Origin of the sequence: Pseudomonas corrugata, assembly GCF_001269905.1 — a bacterium.
GTDB lineage: Bacteria > Pseudomonadota > Gammaproteobacteria > Pseudomonadales > Pseudomonadaceae > Aquipseudomonas > Aquipseudomonas corrugata.
The window spans coordinates 93,041-113,646 of record NZ_LHVK01000021.1 but is presented as its reverse complement, the minus strand read 5'-3'; the positions used below and the strand labels follow the sequence as shown (position 1 = coordinate 113,646).

Below are 20,606 nucleotides of genomic sequence, written 5' to 3'. Positions count from 1 at the left end.
TCAGGTTACGAAGCGTCAATCCAGATGGTTTTCAGCTCGGTGTATTGGTCATGCGCCCAGACGGATTTGTCGCGACCACCAAAGCCTGATTCCTTGTAGCCACCGAACGGTGTAGAGGCGTCGCCTTCCCCGAAACAGTTGACTGTGACCACGCCCGCACGAATCTCCCGCGACAGGCGCAAGGCATTACGCAGGCTGCCGGTATAGGCGGATGCCGCCAGGCCGTAGACGGTGTCGTTGGCAAGTTCTATGGCTTCGTCGAGAGTACTGAAGCTGGTGACACTCAGTACCGGCCCGAAGATCTCTTCGATAAACAGGCGACTTTCACGTTCGACTCCGTCGATGATCGTCGGCTGGACGAAGACGCCGGACTCAGTCCCGCCACCTTGCGTCACGTTGAGTTGCTGCTCGGCGGCCAATTCCAGATACGAGCGCACTTTATCGAAATGCGTTTTGCTGATCATGGCACCGAGGCGATTTTCAGGATCCAGGGGGTCGCCCATTTTCCAATCACGCAAATGCTTGCCGATCAGTTTCAGCAGTTCATCCTTGACGTCTTCATGGACAATCAGCCGTGAGGAGGCCGAGCAGTTTTCGCCCATGTTCCAGAAAGCGCCTGCGGTCACATACTGGGCAACCTGATCGAGGTCTTCGCAATCATTCATCACCACGGCGGGGTTCTTACCCCCCAGTTCCAACACCACGCGCTTGAGGTTCGACTCGGAGGCGTACTTGAGAAATAACCGGCCGGTGTCGGTAGAACCGGTGAAGCTGACCATCGCCACATCCATGTGCCGACCGATCGCTTCGCCAGCCTCCCGGCCGCCGCCAGGGGTAATATTGAATACGCCTGCCGGAATACCGGCCTGATGCGCCAACTCGGCAACACGCAATGCGGTCAGGGTGGTTTCCTTGGCCGGTTTGACCACGATGGAACAGCCAGCGGCCAAGGAAGGGCCGATCTTCCAGGCCAGCATCAGCAAAGGGAAGTTCCAAGGCAGGACCAGGCCGACGACACCGATCGCCTCGCGCACCACCAGGGTTACTGCACCGTGGCCGGTCGGCGCGGTACTGTCGTACACCTTGTCGATCAATTCCGCATGCCAACGCAGGGTATGGATGCTATCGGGCACGTCGACGTTTTGGCACTCGCTGACTGGCTTGCCACTGTCCAGGCTTTCCAGCACGGCGAGCTCGTGTGCATTGTCTTCCAGCAATTGAGCGAAGCGCAGCAGCACTTGCTTGCGTGCGCCCGGTGACAGCTTATGCCAGCGCCCATCCTCGAACGCCTGCTTGGCGGCAGCCACGGCAACGTCGACGTCACGGGCATCGCATGCCGCAACCTCTGCAAGCTTTTCACCCGTGGCCGGGTTCGTCGTGATGAACGTTTTTCCAGAGAGGGCATCCCGGAACTCGCCGTTGATGAATGCCTGGGTAGGAAACTCCAACTTGGCGGCGATGGCCGCGTACTGTTCCTTGGTCAGTAGATCAGCCATTTCAGGCACCTCCAGTGATCTGCGCGATGTTGCGCTTGAGCTCGGTGACGACGCCTTGCAGCGTCTGCTTTTCATCAACATCCAGGCCCTGCAGGGGGGCGCGCAGGCCACCGGTGCTCAAGCCATTCAGTTCACACCCGTACTTGATGGACTGGACAAATTTTCCGCCTTCCAGAGCGTCCATCAGCGGCATCATCGCCGCCATGATGCGACGGCCTTTGTCGAAATTTTTCTCGACGACGCAGGCCTCGTACAGGGCGACGTGCTCGCGAGGGATGAAGTTGGAACCGGCACACACCCAGCTGCGGGCGCCCCATGCGAAAAACTCAAGGGCTTGATCGTCCCATCCGCAGGACAGGGCGATGCGCGGGTATTTACAGGCCAAACGGTGCAACTGGGCCATGTCGCCGGAGCTTTCCTTGATGGCGACGATGTTTGTCACATCGCTGACCTCATCAAAGAATTCCTCGCCCATGCTTACGCTCATGCGGCCTGGATAGTTGTAAAGCATGATGGGCAGCGAGGCGGCGCGGTCCACCGCCTTGACATGCAATGCGATCTCTTTTTGCGTTGGCAGCGCATAGGGGGGCGAGCCAACCAACAATGCATCGGCCTTGATGGCCTTCGCCGCTTCGGCGTAGGCGACCGAATCTTCAGTGCGAATGGCGCCGGTACCCACGATCAACGGTAGCCGACCGCGCAACACGTCCTTGGCCTGGGCGGCCAGGTCGAAACGCTCCTGAGGAGTGTGGGCATAATATTCGCCGGTTGAGCCGCCAATAATGACGCCGTGCACTTTGGAGTCGACCAGGTACTCGAGGACTTCGGCAAAGGCTTTCTTATCGATACTGCCGTCAGAGGTCAGGGGTGTAATGGCCGGTGTGTAGATGCCTTCAAATTTCATCAAAATTTGCTCCAGTTAGTGTCACTGTCTAGCAAGCGGCGCCGCTCGATAGGTCAGCGCAGCCAGTTTTTCAACCAAGGGAAGCCGTCTGCAGAAGAACGAACAGGCGGACTGAAACTTCTTAAAGTGTGGGGCGGGTCAACTTTCTTTACCGGCTCGGTATTGTCCCCATCGCAAACTTATATTGACCCCTGCTGAAACCAGTGGAGCCGGTGGGTTGGGGCATGGACCCGGTGATTTCAAGACGAAATCAATGAGCTCAGAGTGTTCCCCAGCCAGCCAATCCGCCAAGAGTTTGCCGGTCGCTGTCCCGCGGGTAACACCTAACCCGTTGCAGCACAGTGCCCCGTAGACATTGGGCGCCAGCTCGCCGAAATGGCCCATATGGTTACGTGAAAGCGCCAATGCGCCTCCCCAGGTATATTCGAACTTCATCTCAGGCAACATAGGAAACCGTTGCTCGAAAGAGGCCTGATGCCTGGCGACGAAGCGTTTCAGGTATTTTGAGTCACTGCGGCCGTCCGGGTTAAAGCTGAAACTGTTACGGATCAGAAGACGGTTGTCCGGTGTACGACGTACCGTAGTTCCGAATGGATCCGCAGGGATGACTCCCCAATAAGGTCGGCCGCCGAGGCGAGTTTGCTCTTGTTCGGTCATGGGGCGGGTCAGGCTGGCATAAGTGAACACCGGCAGCATTCGCCCTTTGAGAAAGCCGAAACTCATACCAAAGGCATTATTGGTCAGGATCAGTTTGTCCGCGGTGATTGAACCTGCGGCATGCTTGAGTACCGTCTTTGTGCCATATTCCACATGAGTGATTGCAGTGTTTTCATACAGCGTCACATTACTGGGAAGACTGTCGGCCAAGCCTTTGACAAGCGCCGAAGGCTGAAGCAAAGAAGTCCCTGGGGTAAATAACGCTTTGCGGTAGAAATGCGTGCCGATATGCTCGGGTAGTTCACCAGCCTCGATCATCTGGTAGGGCTGATCGAGTTTATCGAGTCCGCGGCGGTAGGCATCCAGAACGGCGATGCCTCTTGGTTCAACGGCGGCCTGATATTTGCCGCAATGCTTCATTTGGCAATCTATGCTGTGCTGTTCAACCAACTCTTTTAGATAATTCAGGCCACTCAGATTAAGTTTAAGTGTTGTTTTTGCCGTGGCGATATCACCTATGTAATCCTCTGCGGCGATGTCATGCGGCAAGTCGATAGCGAATCCGGCATTACGGCCGGAGGTACCAAAGCCCACTTCCTGAGCTTCGATCAACAGGATGGTGTCGTCAGGAAAATGAGCCGCGAGCTGACGGGCCGCGGCAAGCCCCGTGAAGCCGGCTCCGACGATGACCCAGCGTGCATTGCTATGGCCTTGATGGGCGGGCTTGATCTGGCGCCCCCTGCTCAAGTGATACCACCCGCAAGATTGGTCATCGGCAGGTAACGAAGATACTTTCAACATTTCAAGATCCTGTTCATTCAACCGATCCGACGCCAGTCATGCAAAACTATCGGGCGCCAAGAAATGCGGTCATCGTCCCATCAACAGTTGAACCACCGTATGCCGCCAGCGAAAGTTGGCAGTTCATGCGAGCGAGTGTTCAATAGACGTAACTGTTCAGCTTTTACAGTTTCAAACGACTATGTGGTCAGACGGCATTGAAGTGTTTTTGCAGTTGCCTGGGTTATCGAATCTATGCCGGCCTACATCCAAAACTTGGCTCAAATCTACAGGGTGGAGCCCGTCATCGACTTGCCCCACCGCTGTATTCATATCAATTGTTAGCTTGTGTCGCTGCAGCTCGAGCGGTTTGCAACCAATCGTCAAACTGCTGCCGGTGTGCGGCTACCCACTCTTTGGCGTGACGACGGATATCGGCAGGCTTTTTCTCGCCCTCTTGCATTTTCAAGTTCTGGGCACTTTCGTCTGCGGTGGTGATTTGCATCACTGAGAGGAACTTTAAGGCCGCCGGATTTTTTTGGGCGAAGTCTTTGTTCAACACGGCTTCGACTTTGTCTACTGCAAAGCCAAGGTTCTTGCCCTTGTACATCGTGTCGACATCATTCTTGCCATCCGGCAGGTCGGTTTTCGGTACTTCCAGCCAGACCACATCCTTGTCTTCTACCAAAACAGTGGCGATCCACTGGGGGACCCAGGTGAAGTAGAGAATCGGCTGCCCTTCTTTATAGCGAGTGATGGTGTCGGCCATCAGTGCAAAATAGGAACCCTGGTTCACGTTAATCGATTTCTCCAGGTCATAGGCCTTCATGTGATGGGCGATGACCAGCTCGCAGCCCCATCCAGGGTTGCATCCTGTCATGTCTGCTTTCCCGTCGCCGTTGGTGTCGAACAATTTGGCGATTTCAGGCTTTTTCAGGTCAGTGATGTATTTGATGCCATACGCGTCAGCGGTTTTTTTGTCGATCAAATAACCCTGGAGTACGCCGGGCATGATGTCGCCCGCCTTGACCATGACCTTGTCGCCCCCGGCCTGCTGATAGAACTTGTCGTGCAGCTTGTCCCACAAGTGCACCGTAAAGTCTGCATCGCCGTTAGCCAAGGCCATCATCATGACGCTGTACTCTGTCTCCTTGGGCTCTTGTACCTTGTAACCCAGCTCTCGAAGGCCCTCGACGGCCACTTCACCGCGAAATCGCTCTTCAGCAATAGAAGGGAAGATAGGGGTGATCTTTACACCGTCTCCCGGTTGGTTCGCCGAAGCGTTGGCACAAAGCGACATGGCCGCAATGGCGAGGGCTGTAGCGCAATTGAGCATGCTGCGTGAAAGCTTGAATTCAGACATCGTCGTGTACCTTTTTTGGGGTTTAACTTCACTGCGGCAGATCGAATAGAAGGGTCAGGCGGTCTTGCTCCGCCCCGCAGGCTGTCTCGCGCCGCACAGGCGTAGCAGAAGGCCTGCGGGACCGGTGTGATACCAGCGCAGGCTTGGGTCGGCTCCGGTGCGGGCGCCCATGGCTTGAGTCAAGCGGTCAAGGAAGATGGCAAGCAGCACCAGGCCTGTGCCGCCGACCGTGGCCAAGCCCATATCCAGGCGGCCGATGCCCCGCAGGACCATCTGGCCAAGACCGCCCACCGAGATCATCGAGGCGATGACCACCATCGACAGGGACAGCATCAGGGTCTGATTGAGTCCGGCCATAATGGTCGATGTCGCCAGTGGCAACTGAACGCGGGTCAGCATCTGCCGTGGAGTGCAGCCAAAAGCGCGGGCGGCTTCTATTTTGTCCTCAGGTACCTGGCGGATGCCCAGGTTCGTCAGGCGCACCAGGGGGGGAAGGGCGAACACAATGGTCACCAGGATGCCCGGCACGTTGCCGATGCCGAACAGCATGACGACGGGCACGAGATAAACGAACGCCGGCAGTGTCTGCATGGCATCGAGTACGGGCCGCAGGACCTTTTCCAGATTGTCACTGCGGGCGCAGAGAATACCCAGAGGTACACCTAGCAGGGCGCAAAAGAATACCGATGTCAGTACGAGCGCCAGGGTTGTCATCGACTCGGACCAGACACCGATAAGGCCCAGCAGCGTGAGTGTCACAAAGCACAGTGACGCCATGCGTTTCCCGGCCAGTTGCCATCCCAGCAAAGAAGACAGGAGGATCCCGATGCTGGGTGGAATGCTTTGCAGAATGTATTCGACGCCGTTTAGTACTTGGTCAATTGGCCAACGGATGGCGCGGAACACATCGCGAAAGTTATGCACCAGAAAATTGAGGATACTTTCAACCCAATCACCCAGTGGGATAGTGGCGACTTGAAACGGATCGAGAAAACTGAACTCGGACATCAGGGCTTACCTCTTCATATCACCGCAGCGGCGCTATAAGGGCCGCGGATACTTCAGGTCATCAGGGACGCGCCAGCGTAGCGGGGCGCGGCTGTATTAATGGCGGCTGAGCGTTTGCAGTAACTCGCTCTTTGACAGCGTCCCGGTGAGCGCGCCCGAACGGTCCAGTACTGGGACCGGATAGGGCAGGTGGGCTGCAATCTCCAGCACCTCGTGCAGGGGGGTATCGGTAAATACGGGCTGGTGTTTATGGAGGGTGTAATGCGTGCTGCCACCCGCGCCGCTCGTATCGATATCGACGACCCCGAGTAATTGCCCAAGTTCGTCGATCAAATAACCGAACGGTAGGCCGGCCTTGAACTGTGGTGCTTGGCCATTTGCCTTGCGAACCCATTCCGGATCAAGTCTGGCAACGTCGCCTGCCTTGAGAATCCGGGAGCTGTCGAATCCTTTGAAGAACGTGCGTACATAGTCATTGGCCGGTTGACTGATCAACTCTTGAGGTGTGCCAATCTGTACGACCTGTCCCCCCTCCATGATCGCTATGCGGTGGCCGATGCGAACGGCTTCCTCGATGTCGTGGGAAATGAAGATGATGGTCCGCTTTTGCTCGGCTTGCAGGCGAATGAGCTCCCCCTGCATCTCGCTACGGATAAGCGGATCCAGGGCGGAAAAGGCTTCATCCATCAGCAGGATGGTCGGGTCGTTGGCAAGCGCACGGGCCAGGCCTACGCGTTGCTGCATGCCGCCGGAAAGTTGATGCGGATAACTGTGTTCCTGTCCTGCAAGACCGACCTGGGCGAGGGCTTCCCTGGCGCGACCATGTCGTTCCTTTTCATTGATGCCGGAAATTTCCAGCCCAAAGGCGGTATTTTCCAAAACGCTCATATGGGGCATCAAAGCAAAAGACTGGAACACCATGCCCATCTCTTTGCGGCGGACATCGAGTAGAGCTTTGTCATCCAGGCCTGTAATTTCTCGACCGTTCAGATAAATACTGCCGGACGTCGGCTCGATAAGGCGGTTGAACAATCGCACCATCGTGGACTTCCCAGAGCCTGAAAGTCCCATGATCACAAAGATTTCACCGCGCTTGACGGCAAAGCTGGCGTCGAAAACACCAATTACTTGGCCCGTTTTCTCAAAGACATCCTTTTTGCTTGCTCCGGCGCTAAGCATTTTCATCGCCGCATCAGGTTGTGCGCCAAATATTTTAAAAACATTTTTAACGGAAATTATTTCGTCTGGATTAGTCATTGCGTCCCTCCTTTGCGTGTAACGCTACAGCGCACGAAACCAAATTGAGCTCGAGCGTTGGTAATTTAGGCGGGCAGTAATAAAGGATGAATATGCGCATGACCTGTACCTGGTTTTTATTGTTTGCCCTTGTGGTCGGGCTTTTTTTAAATCTATGGGGATCCGGGTCTTAAATCCAACAACATTTACAGGGCTTTTTGGATAACCTAACGTTATCGTTGCTGGCTGAAGCGACTGCCTTGGCGCAATCACGACGCTTCTTATGGCCTGGGCTAGGCTATTGAGTTACGCTCCGCCGCTTTCGCGGATGATAGGAGGATGAGGGCTTACCATGCTCAGCAGACACGTTGACCCCGATACATTACTGCTTAGGATGCCTTCCCTTCGGGCTGTCAGAGCGTTTGTCGCCGCCGCTAAATATGAAAGCTTTACTCGGGCAGCAGAGGCCTTGTGCGTATCACAAGCCGCAATCAGCCGGCAGATTCGAGAGCTTGAGGACTCCTTGGGCGCTCAACTGTTCATGCGTTCCGGACGCACAGTAGAACTAACCGCCGAGGGAAAGATTTTTTTTGAGGCGGCGCAACTGTCGTTCGTTAATATCGCGCAGGCAGCTGAAAGAATTAGAACCGCTCCGACGCAGAAGCATATTCTGACCGTTTGTTGCTCGCCTGCTTTTTCTGCGTTATGGCTAACCGAGCATTTTCCGGAGTTTCGTGCGACCAACCCGGATATTGAGTTCAATCTGATCACCACTCAGAATTTCGTGAATATGGAACCTGGCGTAGAGCCGGACATCATCATTTCAAAAATTCGCAAGGTGGGGGACGGGTATAAAAGCTACCAGCTGTGCCACGATATTATTTATCCTGTTTGCTCTCCAGCATTTTTGGAAGCTCATCCCGAACTGACCTCACTTGAAGGGGTACGCGATTCTTCGCTGCTTAATCTGAGTCCATATGGACGCTCGGGCGTGGCTGAGCATGTGGACTGGGGGGTGTGGCTGGCCTTTCTGAACGTTGATATCGATGAGCGTCCTGCCGATTGTCCACCTATTTTTCATGCCAACGACTACAACCTGATCATGAATATGGTCCTGACCCACCAAGGTGTCGCATTGGGCTGGAATCAGCTTGTCGGGGCAATGGTCGAAAGGGGCCAGCTCGTTCGTCCCGTCGAGCACCAAGTGACGCTTCGAAACAGTCTTCATTACGTGGCTTGCAATGAAAGGTCTGAATATGAGGATGCCTGTCGGCGAGTACGGGACTGGATCCTTTCGAAGTTTTCAAGATGGAGCGTGTAGGTTTTCCCTCTGATTACAGAGCAGCTGTAAGCATGGAATTGTCCGGATTTGATGGCTCATAACGGCAAGTTATCAGTTGAGCGACGAAAATGTAGTTTTGCCGACTGAGTGAGCCGTCGTACCCTCTTGTTAAACATGGCTGGGACATGCGTATCGGCGTCTAAGTTGACGATTCTGCGCGCAGGCTTCGTTGTTCATGACGCCGTTTTCTGGACGTACTTGCCGTTAACCGTCAGGTTGATGTGTAGAGGATAATAATGAATAAGCCAACATCCGTGATTGACCTGATTCAAAAGCGCAAAGCACGTCACGCGCTACCTCGTGAACTGTATATCGAACCTGAGGTGTTTCGTCAGGATCTTGAGCAGATCTGGCACAAAGACTGGATTTTTGCCGGTCATACCTTTGAAATTGAAAAACCCGGACAGTACTTGACGTTGCAGATCGGCGACTATCCGATCTTGATCATCAGGGATAAGAGCGGCCAGGTCCGTGCTTTTCACAACGCCTGTCGTCATCGTGGTTCTAAAGTTTGCGAGCACGCCCAAGGCAAAGTCGCGAAGCTGGTGTGTCCTTATCACAAGTGGACTTTCGAGCTGGATGGCAGTCTTTTATTTGCCGGTAACATGGGGGCCGATTTCGACAGGACTCAATATGATCTGAAGCCGGTACATTGTGAAATTGTCCACACTTACATTTATGTATGCGTCGCTGATAAGGCGCCGGAGTTCGATAGTTTCAGGAACTCTGTAAGTCCTTTCATTGCCCCCCATTTCCTGGATAACTGCAAAGTTGCTTTCGAGTCCAATCTCGTGGAAAAGGGTAACTGGAAACTCGTCTTTGAAAACAATCGCGAGTGCTTCCATTGTGACGGTACGCATCCCGAATTGATGAACTCCTTTGTCGAGAACCTTTCGGTGGCAGGGGTAGGGGGCGAAGATGATCCCGAATTGACCGCGCATTGGCATCGCTGCGAAACCGCGGGTATGCCAAGCAAGCTCGTCATGGATCCGAATGGTCGTTTTCGTATGACGCGCATACCGCTTTCCGCAGGCGCCGTGAGTTACACAATGGATGGCAAGCCTGCTGTTGCGGGACGCCTGGATAAAAGCGGCGAGCCGGACATCGGAGCCTTGCTCTACTTTAACTACCCGTCTACCTGGAACCACTTTCTCGGTGACCACGCATTGAGCTTCCGCGTACTTCCAATCGGGCCTGGCGAAACGCTCGTGACGACCAAATGGCTTGTCCCCAGTACGGCCGTTGAAGGTGTTGACTACGATATCGACCGGCTGACAAAAGTCTGGCTCGCCACCAACGATCAAGACCGACGACTGGTCGAGGGCACCCAAGCGGGAGTTACCTCTCCGACTTACGAGCCCGGTCCTTTTTCGGACATCGCAGAAAATGGTGTATGCCAGTTCGATGATTGGTATTGCGAAACCATGCTGACGCGTCTGCGGGTCCAGATACCACTCAAACCGGTGGATTGATTTTCTTGCAACGATGGCCGGCGGTCCTGCGCTGGCCACTGCAGCATGTAAACAGCCCGGGAAGGGCTATTATTTCGGCCGCTCAAGAAGATCAAGGAGGGGCTCGATTCAATGTCCGAATTCGCATTTTCCGGCCTCAACCTGGCCGCGATCACGCCGTTCGATGCCCAAGGCAAAATCGACTATCCACGCTTCGAGACGTTGCTTGAGTGCTAATTTGGCGGTGGTTGCCTCGAACTGGCGCACGCGCCCATCACCATAGTGTCATGGGACGCTGCGTAGCTGATCAGCACAATAAGGACTCAACACAGTTTGATTCAAGTCAAACGAAGGCGTTCGTCGGCCGTCATGCTCTGAACAATACGTTGAGTCAGGTCCCGGGTCATGGCAGTCAAAAGATTCGTCAATGTGATCTCTGCCTTGCGTGGCTTCTGGCGGGGAAGGGTGCAATTGCTCCTTCATTTTCGATCAGGCGCAAGGCAATGGAGGAGGGAGGCTGTTCTGCTGTTAGCCACTTTGGCGGTGTTGGTGACGGTTTGTTTCGTCACGCTTCACTTCGCCTCGCGTGCCGTGCAGACGTTGATAAGTACCTGCACCACGCGGCTGGAGATTGAATTTGAACTAGCCGAAATAGAATACCCAGAAAGCGCGTCACCGCGAGCTCTATGTCAGTGCCTGGCTCATGCGCTTCTGGAAAAAAACGGCGTCGTTCCCCTGGCATTGGTCGAGGGTCTGAGTTTTGATCCGCTCAACCTCAAACCTGTGACTGAGGAGGATTCGCAGCGCTGCATAGATGCCTTGTGGTTTCCCGATATCGAACCCGTCAAGCTGGCGCGTTGAATATGGGGGGGACCAGGTTTGGCGACTCATGGATGCGATCCACGACCGAACCTGCGCAATTGACCGATTCGCTCCCTGTGAATAGCGACACAAGCTGCCCGTCCTGGGTATGCCATCTTCAGACTTCGTTAAGACACGGCCTCGATACTCTCCTCAGATTCCAGCAAACCCTACGTGGGCATTCGAGCGTCGGCGACATGACATTCATTCTGGGGGATGGCTTGCCGATGGATTTCGCCACGTTTTTCGCTCAAGTCCAGTATCGCCAGGCTCTGCTCATCGCCAACGGGCCCCGGTGCCGGTAGGTGATTGTCGAGCCCTACCGAACCTTTCACCGAATCCGTTCTGTCCGAGGAGTCCCCTTCATGAGTTTTTCCGACACCCTGCAAGAAGCCACCCGCCATGAGCACCTCAAGCCATGAAAGAGTATTTGTCGGTTTTCTGCTTGGCGCCTTGGGACGAGGCGCTTGGGCTGGAAGCCGCTGATCAGCAAGGCTCGGCCTAACCAGTCTCGGCGCACTGTATGATCGGCTGCCAGGCTGGCCCCTGGGATCCGGACAAGGCCGAGCCGTTGCTCGAGTGGGCGTTGCAACTCAACCCCAATGGCATTGATAGTCTGTACTTCTGGGGCGATCACCTCTACCGTCAAAAGCGCTATGGTGAAGCCAGGGCTGCGCGGTAAAAAGCCTTTGGCAGAGCCCCGACCAAGGCGGCAAAGCGCCGATGCCGGGCGTCGCAGGGGAATCGAAGCGGTGCTGGCAGATGTAGGCAGGAAACTCGACTGACAGGAGTGCGTGTGCGTTTATTACTAATCGAGGATGACGTGGCGCTGGGTGAGGGCATCCGTCAGGCCCTGAGTCGCGAAGGCTATACCGTCGATTGGCTGCAAGACGGTAGCAGTGCGCTGCATTCGTTGCTCAGTGAAACCTTTGACCTGGCGGTACTTGATCTGGGGCTGCCACGAATGGACGGCTTGCAAGTGCTGCGCCGCTTGCGCGAGAGCGGTAGCAACCTGCCGGTGCTGATTCTCACTGCCCGCGATGCCACCGAAGATCGTATCGCCGGGCTGGATGCCGGGGCCGACGACTACTTGGTCAAGCCCTTCGACCTGGCGGAACTAAAGGCCCGATTGCGGGCCCTGCTGCGGCGTAGCGCGGGCCGTGCCCAGGCGCTGATCGAGCACGCTGGCGTCAGCTTGAACCCCGGCACACAGCAGGTCAGCTACCAGGGCAAGCCGGTGGCACTGACGCCCAAGGAATATCAACTGCTCCACGAACTGCTCTCACCGCCAGGGCGGGTCATGACGCGTGATCATCTGATGCAGCTGCTGTACGGCTGGAGCGAGGAGGCCGAGAGCAACACGCTCGAAGTCCACATCCATCATCTGCGCAAGAAGTTCTCCACCGATCTGATCCGGACCGTTCGCGGTGTCGGCTACCTGGTGGAGGAGCACCAATGAGTTCGATCCGCCGCCGTACCCTGACGTTGATTCTGGGCCTCCTTTTCCTTGGCCTGTTGATCATCACGGTCTTCAACCTGCATGACAGCAACCACGAAATCGCCGAGGTGTATGACGCGCAGTTGGCGCAGAATGCCCGTTTGCTCCAGGGCGTCATGCGTATGCCCATGGCGAGCAAGGAGCATGCAGAGCTGTACCAGGCGTTCAACTCGGCCCTGGGGCTGGCGGCGCCCAAGGTCGATGGTCACCCCTATGAAAGCAAGATCGCCTTCCAGGTCTGGAATTCACAAGGCTCCGTGCTGGTACACACCTCCAGCGCGCCATCCTTCACCTCGCCACCGAGCGCTGCCGGTTTCAGTGAGGTGACGGACCAGAAGGACCACACTTGGCGGGCGTTCGTACTGGACGACCCGCAGTACGGCCTGAAGATCTGGGTGGGGGAGCGCGATGATGTGCGCGCCGATCTGGTGGATCGCATCGTTCGTCATACCGTGCTGCCCAATCTGATCGGCAGCGTGCTTCTTGCCGCAGTGATCTGGCTGGCCATCGGTTGGGGGCTCAAGCCTCTGGTGGACATGGCGGCAACATTGCGGGCCAGGCATCCGGGTTCACTCGAGCCCCTGCAGATGGTGCCGTTGCCTACAGAACTTGAGCCCATGCAGGCGGCGCTCAACCGTGTGTTGGCACAGATCCAGGACGTCATGGGCCGTGAGCGGCGCTTTATCGCCGACGCGGCCCATGAGATGCGCACGCCCCTGGCGGTGCTTCGGGTGCATGCACAGAACCTGATGGAGGCGGGGGATGAACAAAGTCGTCGCGAGTCCCTGGAACATCTGCTCGCCGGGGTTGATCGTACTACGCGCCTGGTTAACCAGTTGCTGACCATGGCGCGGCTTGAACCGCAGGTGGTTGCCGATGTGCCAGTCCCTATCGATCTGGCCGCCACAGTGCGTGCAGGCCTGGTGCCGATGACGCCCTGGTTATTGAGCAAGGGGCTCGAACCGGTGCTCGATGTCAGCGACGACATCGGCCTGGTTCGAATCGATCCGGTGGCCATCGATATTGCCTTGAACAATCTGGTGACCAACGCTGCCAGGTTTTCGCCGGCCAATGGCGTCATTACGGTACGGCTGGCCAGGAAAGATGACTGTTATGAACTGTCGGTTGAAGACCAGGGGCCGGGTATCGACGAGGCCGAACGTGAGCGGCTTTTCGAGCGATTCTATAGCCGTGGCAATGATCAGGGCGCGGGGTTGGGCCTGACAATCGTACGCACCATAGCTGATCGCCTGGGCGGTCAGATCCGTCTGGAGAACCTCCCCGCAGGAGGGTTGCGCGCCACCTTGAAAATGCGCGACGCTCAGGCGCTCCAGGCCTCTGCCAAGCTGCTTTCAGGTCGAAGATGAACGGCTGAGAAACCCAGTGATTTCGCTGGCCGTGCATATGACCTCAATCAACGTGGCAGAAACCAAAGCTGACAGGGTTGTTCTACAGGTCATCGGCGACGGTCATCCACCTCATTCAAACTGCTGCGGAGCAATCACCCACAAGCTGCACGGCATCTTGTACAGCAGGCTCTCCACGGTGCTTCCGATCAGCTTGTCCAGGCCGCCATAGCGCACGCGGCCCATGACGATGACATCGATGTCATGGGCGCCGGCGTAGCTGGCCAGTACCTTGGCCGGATCACCCATGATCATGCGTCGTTGTTCCGGCGCGATGCCATTGCGTTCGGCCAACGCGTCGAATGCCGCACCCTGGGATTCGTAGAGCTGTTGAGCCAGCGTCGAGGAGAAGAATGTCGAGCCGTTGCCAAAACCGTATTCGGCTGCGGTGATGGAAGAAAGGTCGTAGGCGTAGATGACTTCCAGTGCCGCATCGCAGCTGGTAGCCAGCTTATTGGCTTCGGCCAGGATACGATCATTGAGCCCCTTGTAGCGGCCATCGCGATGGAACGGATCGATGGCAGCCAGGATTTTGCGTGGACGCGCATGGACCACTTTGTTGACGAAGTGCAATGGCACATTGCATTCATGCAACAGATGCACGTCCAAAGGCGTGAACATCAGGCGCGAGATCCAGGACTCAGGGTCCACCGTCTTGATCAGCGCCTCCATCGGTGCTTCTTTGAGGTGGACCAGGATTTCCTGCAGGGGGCGCTCTACCCACTCTACTTCTGTCGTGACCTCGATACCGAGCTTGCGCAGGGACCTGGCTTTCTCTTCCAGCCACTGCCGGTGGCGTTCAATGTAACCCAGCCGCATCTGCTCCAGTGCCTCTTCATTGACCAGGCCAGCCGTGGCCAGGCCTTCGAGGTAGTCGAAGGCGACAATATGCAATGCGGCGCCTTCGGCCTTGGCCAGGGCGGCGGCCCGATCGAACGCCGGATTTTGTTCCATCAGTGGCGAAACGACCAGCATCAAGCGTGGTTGCGTAGACATGATAAACCTCCTGGGCAAAGACCTGTTGGCGCCGGGCGACTTTCGCGCGGGCTATGTCCGGTATTGATCATGAGCGCGGTGAGCCTGGGTAACTTGATTTGCATCAAACACGCTTGAAAGCGTCGCATCGGCGCCGACGATGATCTGGCAACAGCGCAATCTTTGATCATGATCAATCCGCTCAGCGTAATCGGGCGCAGGCTGGTGCTTGAACTTGAAGTCCAGGCTCACCCGCCATGAGAGATTGGTCATGATTATTCGGCTTGAGGAGCGGCAGGCAGAAATGCGCTGGATGGTGCACCTGGATGCCTTTTGCATAGGTTTCAGGAGCGCTGGTGAAGCGCTGTCGTTTACCAGGACATTGCAGGCGCGAATCGACGCGCCCCATGTCTGGCCGCAAGACGTGATTGCGCGCACGCAAGCGTCGCAGATCGTTCATGCGGCGTCCCGATGAACGTGCGTCAAATGGCGCCATAGCGCCATGGCCGTGATCGAGGTCCTGGGCTTTGTCAACGCTGGCGCGGCGTTGGGAATCGGCCTGCTCGTGGGGCTTGAGCGTGAGCGGCGCAAGGGTGAGGAGGGCAGACGCGATTATGCCGGCCTGCGTACCTTTGCCGTTACTTCGATGTTGGGGTATGTCACGGCCTGGACCGGCGGACCTTTATTGCTAGGGTTTGTTGCGCTTGCACTGGGGGCACTGGTCACCATGGCGTATTGGAAAAACCTGGCCGAAGACCCTGGCATCACCAGCGAAGTGGCACTGTTTGCAGTGTTGGTATTGGGTGCGCTCTGCGTCAGTGCGCCGGCCTTGGCAACTGCGGTAGGCGTGGTGATGGCGGGGCTGCTGGCCAGCCGTCAGGTGTTGCATCATTTTGCCCGCAGCCAGTTGACCGCTGCCGAGTTGCGCGATGGCCTGACGCTGTTGATCACCGCGCTGGTCATACTGCCCCTCACCCCGGACCGTTACCTGGGGCCTTACAACGTCATCAACCTTCGCACCATTTGCGCCCTGACTGTCATGTTGATGGCGGTGGCGGCAATGGGGCACGTCGCGGTTCGTACCCTTGGCACTCGCTATGGCTACGCCCTCGGCGCAATTGCATCGGGGTTTGCCTCCGCTACGATGACTGTCGCGACCATGGGACACATCGCCGCGAAGGAGCCGCTCAATGTGAAGGTACTGAGCGCGGCCGCAGTGCTGGCCAACCTGGCGACTCTGGCACAGGTGGCGCTGATTCTCGGTGCGGTGGAACCGGCGTTGCTGCGTTGGTTGGGGTGGCCGCTGCTGTGCGGGGCGGTGACCGTACTGTTCTACGCCAGCGCATTGATGTTTACCCGACCCAGGGTGCGAGCTGAGGAGAGGATCAAGCACGGCGGGGCGTTCAGCCTGAAGCTGGCGTTGATGGTGGTCGTGGCAATGACCGTCATCACTGTTGTGTCGTCAGCGATGCTTGATGAATTCGGGCAGGCCGGGGTGGCCGCCACCGCAATTTTCAGCGGCTTGGTTGACGCTCATGCCTCGATGGCCTCCATCGCGTCCTTGGTCAAGGCCGGTTTGCTGCCCTTCGAGGCGAGCGCCGTACCGGTATTGTTGGCGATAAGCAGCAACTCCCTGAGCAAGTGCGTGGTGGCCTGGCTCAGTGGCGGGCGAAAGTTTGCTGCGCAGGTGATTCCTGGGCAAGTGCTGGTAACGCTGGCGATGTGGGTGGGGCTGCTGCTGCCGAGCTTTTGATCCTCAATGATGGCCAATTGAGGGAGATCAAGTCTGGCTTGCGGCACAGGTTCATTCTGAAGCCTCGATCCTTCAACGGGCTGTCGTCCCATGCCGAGGTGCTCCATGTCCCAGACTCAACGTTTATTACTATTGGCGCCTGACGCCATGATCCGTACGCCTGCGTTCGACCGTGCCACCGAGCTGGCGCTGGCGATGGACCTGCCGCTGCATATCGTCGCCATCGATTATCTGGAGCTATTGTCGGTAGCCGGTCTGTTCGCGCCCGACCAGGTCAAGAGCGCGCGCGACGGTTATCTGGAAACACATCGGCATTGGCTGTGGCAACAGGCCGAACTGGCGCGGCGGCATGGCATCGAGGTGACCTGTGAAGTGGTATGGAGCAAGGATGCCTATCAAGGTTTGCAGCAGTACATCAAGGAACTGCCGCTGGCATTGATCATCAAGGATGCACAGCCGGAGCCGGCGTTGAAACGGATCTTTTTCACACCGTTGGACTGGCGCTTGCTGCGCGACTGTCCTGTGCCGGTGCATCTGGTCACCGATTCGCGCAACCCCCGGCCTCGGCGAGTTCTGGCGATTGTCGACGTGCTGCGCAGCGAGGACCAGGACCTGGTGTTCAACGACCAGATCGTCAACGCAGCTCTCAAATTGGCCGAGCAATGCAATGCCGAAATCGAGTTGCTGCACGCCTTCGACTGGACCGCCATCTATGCGTCGGACATGGGTATTGGCGCGCTCCCCCTGGCTACTGGGATTTATGAGGCATTGGGTCAGGCGCAGCATGAGGTGTTCGAATCCTTGGCGGAGCGGCATGGGGTCGAGCCGCACAAGCGTCACTTCATCGAAGGGGCGCCGCTGCAGAGCATCTGTACGTTCGCTCGCGACCATCAGGTCGATGTGATCGTCATGGGAACCACGGCGCACCATGGCCTGGACAAGCGTCTGGGCACTACTGCCGAGCTCCTGCTGCAACGGGCGCCTTGCAGCGTCTGGGCGATCAAGCCGCAGGCGTGAAGGGAAACATCTGCGCGGGGCCGTGGAGTGCGGCACTCGCGCAGTATCATCGCTAAAAGGCTAAAGATAGAGGCGGTGAATGACCTGCCGAGTGTCCTCGGGGTCGGTGCGGGTCTCGAACCCCAGGCTATGCGCCAGGTCGCGCATGGCGGCATTGCTGGCGGCATCAATGGAGTACATCTGGCGGTAGCCGTTTTTACGCGCCGCTTCTATCAGGTGTTCCATCAATAACGTCCCCAGCCCCAAATGCTGCCATTGGTCGGCGACGGTCACGGCGCACTCGCATTCGTGGTCAGCGGTAGCGCAGTAACGGCTGACGCCGATTTCGGTCAACTTGCCGTTGTCATGGACCAGGGCGATGTAGGCCAGGCGAGTCTTATAGTCGACGTCCATCAACTGATCGAGCATCGCCGCTCCGGGCTCACTGATTTGCGATAGAAAGCGCATATGCCGCGACTCCGGAGACAGGCGCTTGATGAAGTCATATTCGCGTTGGCGATCCTCATCCCGTAGTGGCCTGATCAGTACATGCCGGCCGTCTTTAAGCGCCTGAATCCAGTGCTTGCCACTGATGCTGGCGTACAGCGCGGCGGCGCGTTCGTTATGGTCTTTGACTGTGAGCATGGGGCGATCCTCCATCGGATAAGCGTGCGGTACGAAAAAAGCTTCGTATTCGCTGCAGTTCTACGCCGGTGGCGGCAGTCGATTCTGATCTGGATCAGCCTCGGCGTACCCAACCGTCGATTGCGCTGAACTTGATTCAGATCAAACCGCACGGGGCGTCGGTGGGCGCACGCTGCTACTCGTGCCGGATAATGCTCAATACGAGGTGCCGGCTTCCGTTGAACAATCGGGTGGAGGTGTGCGATGGAGCAATACCAGCGTCTGCTATTGATCGTCGATCCCGACTTGCACCCCTCTGCTGCGATGCGCAGGGCCTGTGCCCTGGCCCGGGCCAGCGGTGCCGAATTGCATTTATACGTATTCGTCCAGCCGCCGGCACGTACACACCTATGGGGCGAGAAAACAGGCGAGGCGGACATGCAGTGTCATTTGCATCGCTATCGCCGCTGGATGGAAGAGGAGGCCGCGTTGCTCAAGAAAGAGGGGTTGAATGTGTCGACACGTGTGGTCTGGACCACTCATCCCCTGCTGGACATCCTTCGTTACGTCGAACAGTTGCAACCCGATCTGCTGATCAAGGACGTCACCCTCGAGCCCTTGCTCAAGCGGGTCTTTGCAACTCCCCTTGATTGCCATCTGTTACGCGATTGTCCGGTGCCGGTGCACCTGGTCAACCAGGCAGTTCACGGCATGCCGCGCCGGGTGCTGGCAGCAGTGGATCCCTCCGACCCCCAGGCCAATGCCTTGAATGAGCACATTGTCCAGGCTGCCGAGGTGATGGCCCGGCAATGCGAGGCTTCGTTGCATCTGTTGTATGCCTGCGACCTGTCGGCGGCATTCAACGGAGAGGCTTCGCTGCTGGCAGGGGCCTGGGACGATGATTTTGTCGAGGCTCTGCGTGAGTCGTTGCATGCGGCGTTCATCAACCTGGCCGAGCGCTGCGGTGTGCCGGCGCAGCGAAGACACTTCGTCGTTGGTCTGCCGGTACCGGTCATCCATGAGTTCCTCAATGAGTTCGAGGTTGATGTGGTGGTGATGGGGATCGAACATCGCGTGGGCCTGGAGCGCTTTATCGGCAGCACGACGGAGCGGGCCCTGTATTCGATACCGGGCAGTCTGTTGGCGGTCAGGGGATGAGCACGATGGCGCCATTGACCTGTCCGCTACGCAGTACTTCCAGGGCTTGATTGGCTTCGATCAAGGGCAAGCAGGTCACGGTGCAATGCACCGGGGTGTGTTGGATCTGCTGGAAAAATGCTACGCCATCGGCGCGGGTCAGATTGGCCACTGAACGCACGCTGCGCTCCTCCCATAGCAGGCGATAAGGAAAGCTCGGAATGTCGCTCATGTGAATGCCGGCGCACACCACGCTGCCACCTTTGGCGGTCGCTTGCAAAGCCAGCGGTACCAGCTCGCCGACAGGTGCGAAGATCAGGCTGGAGTCGAGCAAATGCGGGGGGAGTTGATCCGACGGGCCGGCCCAGGTTGCGCCCAGTGATCGGGCATAAGCCTGGCCAGCGTCATCGCCGGGGCGGGTAAAGGCGTAGACCTGCTGGCCTCGGCCCACGGCGACCTGGATCGCCAGGTGGGCAGCGGCACCAAAGCCGTAGAGACCCAGATGAGGGGCGTTCTGTGCCATTTGCAAGGCTCGGAAACCGATCAGCCCCGCACACAACAAGGGCGCCGCTTCGGCGGCATTCAGAGCGTCAGGGAGAGGGAAGCAGAAACGCGCGTCGGCGACGGTGTAATCGGCATAGCCGCCGTCCAGCTGGCAGCCGGTAAACAACGCCTGGTCGCAGAGGTTTTCCCTTCCGGAGCGGCAAAACTCACAGATTCCGCAGGTCCAGCCCAGCCAGGGCACACCCACTCGTCGACCGATCCAGTCGGTGGCTACTTGCGCGCCGACAGCGGTGACTTGCCCGACAATCTCATGGCCCGGCACCCGGGGCAGCCGCGCTTGGGGCAACTCACCGTCAAACAGATGCAGGTCGGTGCGGCACACGCCGCAGGCCAGGACTCTGATCAGCAGTTGCCCACGTGCCGGCACCGGCAAGGAGCGTTCTTCCAGTTGCAAGGGTTGGCCGGGGGAGTGCAGGACCATGGCACGCATGAGCATTCTCCTGTCTGAGCAGACGGTTCCATGTCGATCAGCCCGAACCTTCTAACACCCTAGCCTCCCTGGTTCTGATGTAAATCAAGTCGGGATCATTCCCGCGTTCCAGAATCCACCCATGG

Annotated in this window: 18 protein-coding genes and 1 pseudogene; 9 read left to right on the top strand and 10 right to left on the bottom strand. The window is 57.4% G+C overall.

Annotated elements, in window-relative coordinates; genetic code table 11:
* Positions 1-5: 5 nt before the first annotated feature.
* The 6 genes from AD665_RS22425 to proV form a co-directional block, all read right to left on the bottom strand.
* Positions 6-1,496, bottom strand: a complete 1,491-nt coding sequence (locus AD665_RS22425) for an aldehyde dehydrogenase (RefSeq protein WP_024778801.1) — start codon at positions 1,494-1,496, stop codon at positions 6-8.
* Between the two features lies 1 nt (position 1,497).
* Entirely contained in the window at positions 1,498-2,400 is a 903-nt protein-coding gene (locus AD665_RS22420) for a dihydrodipicolinate synthase family protein (protein ID WP_024778800.1), read from the bottom strand.
* 138 nt (positions 2,401-2,538) lie between these two features.
* Positions 2,539-3,858 carry an NAD(P)/FAD-dependent oxidoreductase gene (locus AD665_RS22415; protein WP_024778799.1) on the bottom strand — a complete coding sequence of 440 codons (1,320 nt, stop codon included), beginning with the start codon at positions 3,856-3,858 and terminating at the stop codon, positions 2,539-2,541.
* Positions 3,859-4,171: 313 nt separating this feature from the next.
* The gene (proX, locus tag AD665_RS22410) at positions 4,172-5,200 is read right to left on the bottom strand and encodes a glycine betaine/L-proline ABC transporter substrate-binding protein ProX (protein ID WP_024778798.1); all 1,029 of its coding nucleotides are present in this window, start codon (positions 5,198-5,200) and stop codon (positions 4,172-4,174) included.
* 54 nt (positions 5,201-5,254) lie between these two features.
* Positions 5,255-6,208 (bottom strand): glycine betaine/L-proline ABC transporter permease ProW, encoded by a 954-nt coding sequence (proW, locus tag AD665_RS22405; RefSeq protein ID WP_053193799.1) that lies wholly within the window; start codon positions 6,206-6,208, stop codon positions 5,255-5,257.
* A gap of 96 nt (positions 6,209-6,304) precedes the next feature.
* On the bottom strand, positions 6,305-7,465 hold the full coding sequence (proV, locus tag AD665_RS22400) for a glycine betaine/L-proline ABC transporter ATP-binding protein ProV (RefSeq protein WP_024778796.1): 1,161 nt from the start codon (positions 7,463-7,465) through the stop codon (positions 6,305-6,307).
* Positions 7,466-7,796: 331 nt separating this feature from the next.
* Here proV and AD665_RS22395 point away from each other — a divergent pair, with 331 nt between their 5' ends.
* The 6 genes and pseudogenes from AD665_RS22395 to AD665_RS22365 all read left to right on the top strand — a co-directional run bounded on the left by AD665_RS22395 (position 7,797) and on the right by AD665_RS22365 (position 13,963).
* Positions 7,797-8,765: a LysR family transcriptional regulator gene (locus AD665_RS22395; protein ID WP_024778795.1), complete on the top strand. Its 969-nt coding sequence runs from the start codon at positions 7,797-7,799 to the stop codon at positions 8,763-8,765.
* A gap of 257 nt (positions 8,766-9,022) precedes the next feature.
* Entirely contained in the window at positions 9,023-10,258 is a 1,236-nt protein-coding gene (locus AD665_RS22390) for an aromatic ring-hydroxylating oxygenase subunit alpha (protein ID WP_024778794.1), read from the top strand.
* Positions 10,259-10,642: 384 nt separating this feature from the next.
* A complete protein-coding gene (locus AD665_RS22385) occupies positions 10,643-11,098 on the top strand; it encodes a hypothetical protein (protein ID WP_024778793.1) in 456 nt (151 codons plus the stop codon).
* Positions 11,099-11,555: 457 nt separating this feature from the next.
* Positions 11,556-11,883, top strand: a pseudogene (locus AD665_RS22375) (hypothetical protein); the annotation flags it as partial.
* An 11-nt stretch (positions 11,884-11,894) separates the two neighbouring features.
* Positions 11,895-12,557, top strand: coding sequence for a response regulator (locus AD665_RS22370; RefSeq protein ID WP_024778791.1), 663 nt, complete (start codon positions 11,895-11,897; stop codon positions 12,555-12,557).
* Entirely contained in the window at positions 12,554-13,963 is a 1,410-nt protein-coding gene (locus tag AD665_RS22365; RefSeq protein ID WP_024778790.1) for an ATP-binding protein, read from the top strand. Before AD665_RS22370 ends, AD665_RS22365 begins: the two co-directional genes overlap by 4 nt.
* Before the next feature lie 111 nt (positions 13,964-14,074).
* Here the strand turns inward: AD665_RS22365 and AD665_RS22360 are convergent, their stop codons facing one another.
* Positions 14,075-14,998: a universal stress protein gene (locus tag AD665_RS22360; protein WP_053193793.1), complete on the bottom strand. Its 924-nt coding sequence runs from the start codon at positions 14,996-14,998 to the stop codon at positions 14,075-14,077.
* A 181-nt stretch (positions 14,999-15,179) separates the two neighbouring features.
* Positions 15,180-15,437 (bottom strand): hypothetical protein, encoded by a 258-nt coding sequence (locus AD665_RS27460; protein WP_155254747.1) that lies wholly within the window; start codon positions 15,435-15,437, stop codon positions 15,180-15,182.
* A gap of 48 nt (positions 15,438-15,485) precedes the next feature.
* Between AD665_RS27460 and AD665_RS22350 the strand changes: the two genes are divergently transcribed.
* Entirely contained in the window at positions 15,486-16,730 is a 1,245-nt protein-coding gene (locus AD665_RS22350; RefSeq protein ID WP_024778787.1) for an MgtC/SapB family protein, read from the top strand.
* Between the two features lie 105 nt (positions 16,731-16,835).
* The gene (locus AD665_RS22345; RefSeq protein ID WP_024778786.1) at positions 16,836-17,747 is read left to right on the top strand and encodes a universal stress protein; all 912 of its coding nucleotides are present in this window, start codon (positions 16,836-16,838) and stop codon (positions 17,745-17,747) included.
* Positions 17,748-17,807: 60 nt separating this feature from the next.
* Here AD665_RS22345 and AD665_RS22340 read toward each other — a convergent pair whose 3' ends face one another.
* On the bottom strand, positions 17,808-18,371 hold the full coding sequence (locus AD665_RS22340; protein WP_024778785.1) for a GNAT family N-acetyltransferase: 564 nt from the start codon (positions 18,369-18,371) through the stop codon (positions 17,808-17,810).
* A gap of 243 nt (positions 18,372-18,614) precedes the next feature.
* On the opposite strand from AD665_RS22340, the gene AD665_RS22335 reads away from it, so the two are divergent.
* Positions 18,615-19,508 (top strand): universal stress protein, encoded by an 894-nt coding sequence (locus AD665_RS22335; RefSeq protein WP_053193790.1) that lies wholly within the window; start codon positions 18,615-18,617, stop codon positions 19,506-19,508.
* Here the strand turns inward: AD665_RS22335 and AD665_RS22330 are convergent.
* The gene (locus AD665_RS22330; RefSeq protein WP_053193787.1) at positions 19,498-20,481 is read right to left on the bottom strand and encodes a zinc-dependent alcohol dehydrogenase family protein; all 984 of its coding nucleotides are present in this window, start codon (positions 20,479-20,481) and stop codon (positions 19,498-19,500) included. The genes AD665_RS22335 and AD665_RS22330 overlap by 11 nt on opposite strands.
* Between the last annotated feature and the right edge of the window lie 125 nt (positions 20,482-20,606).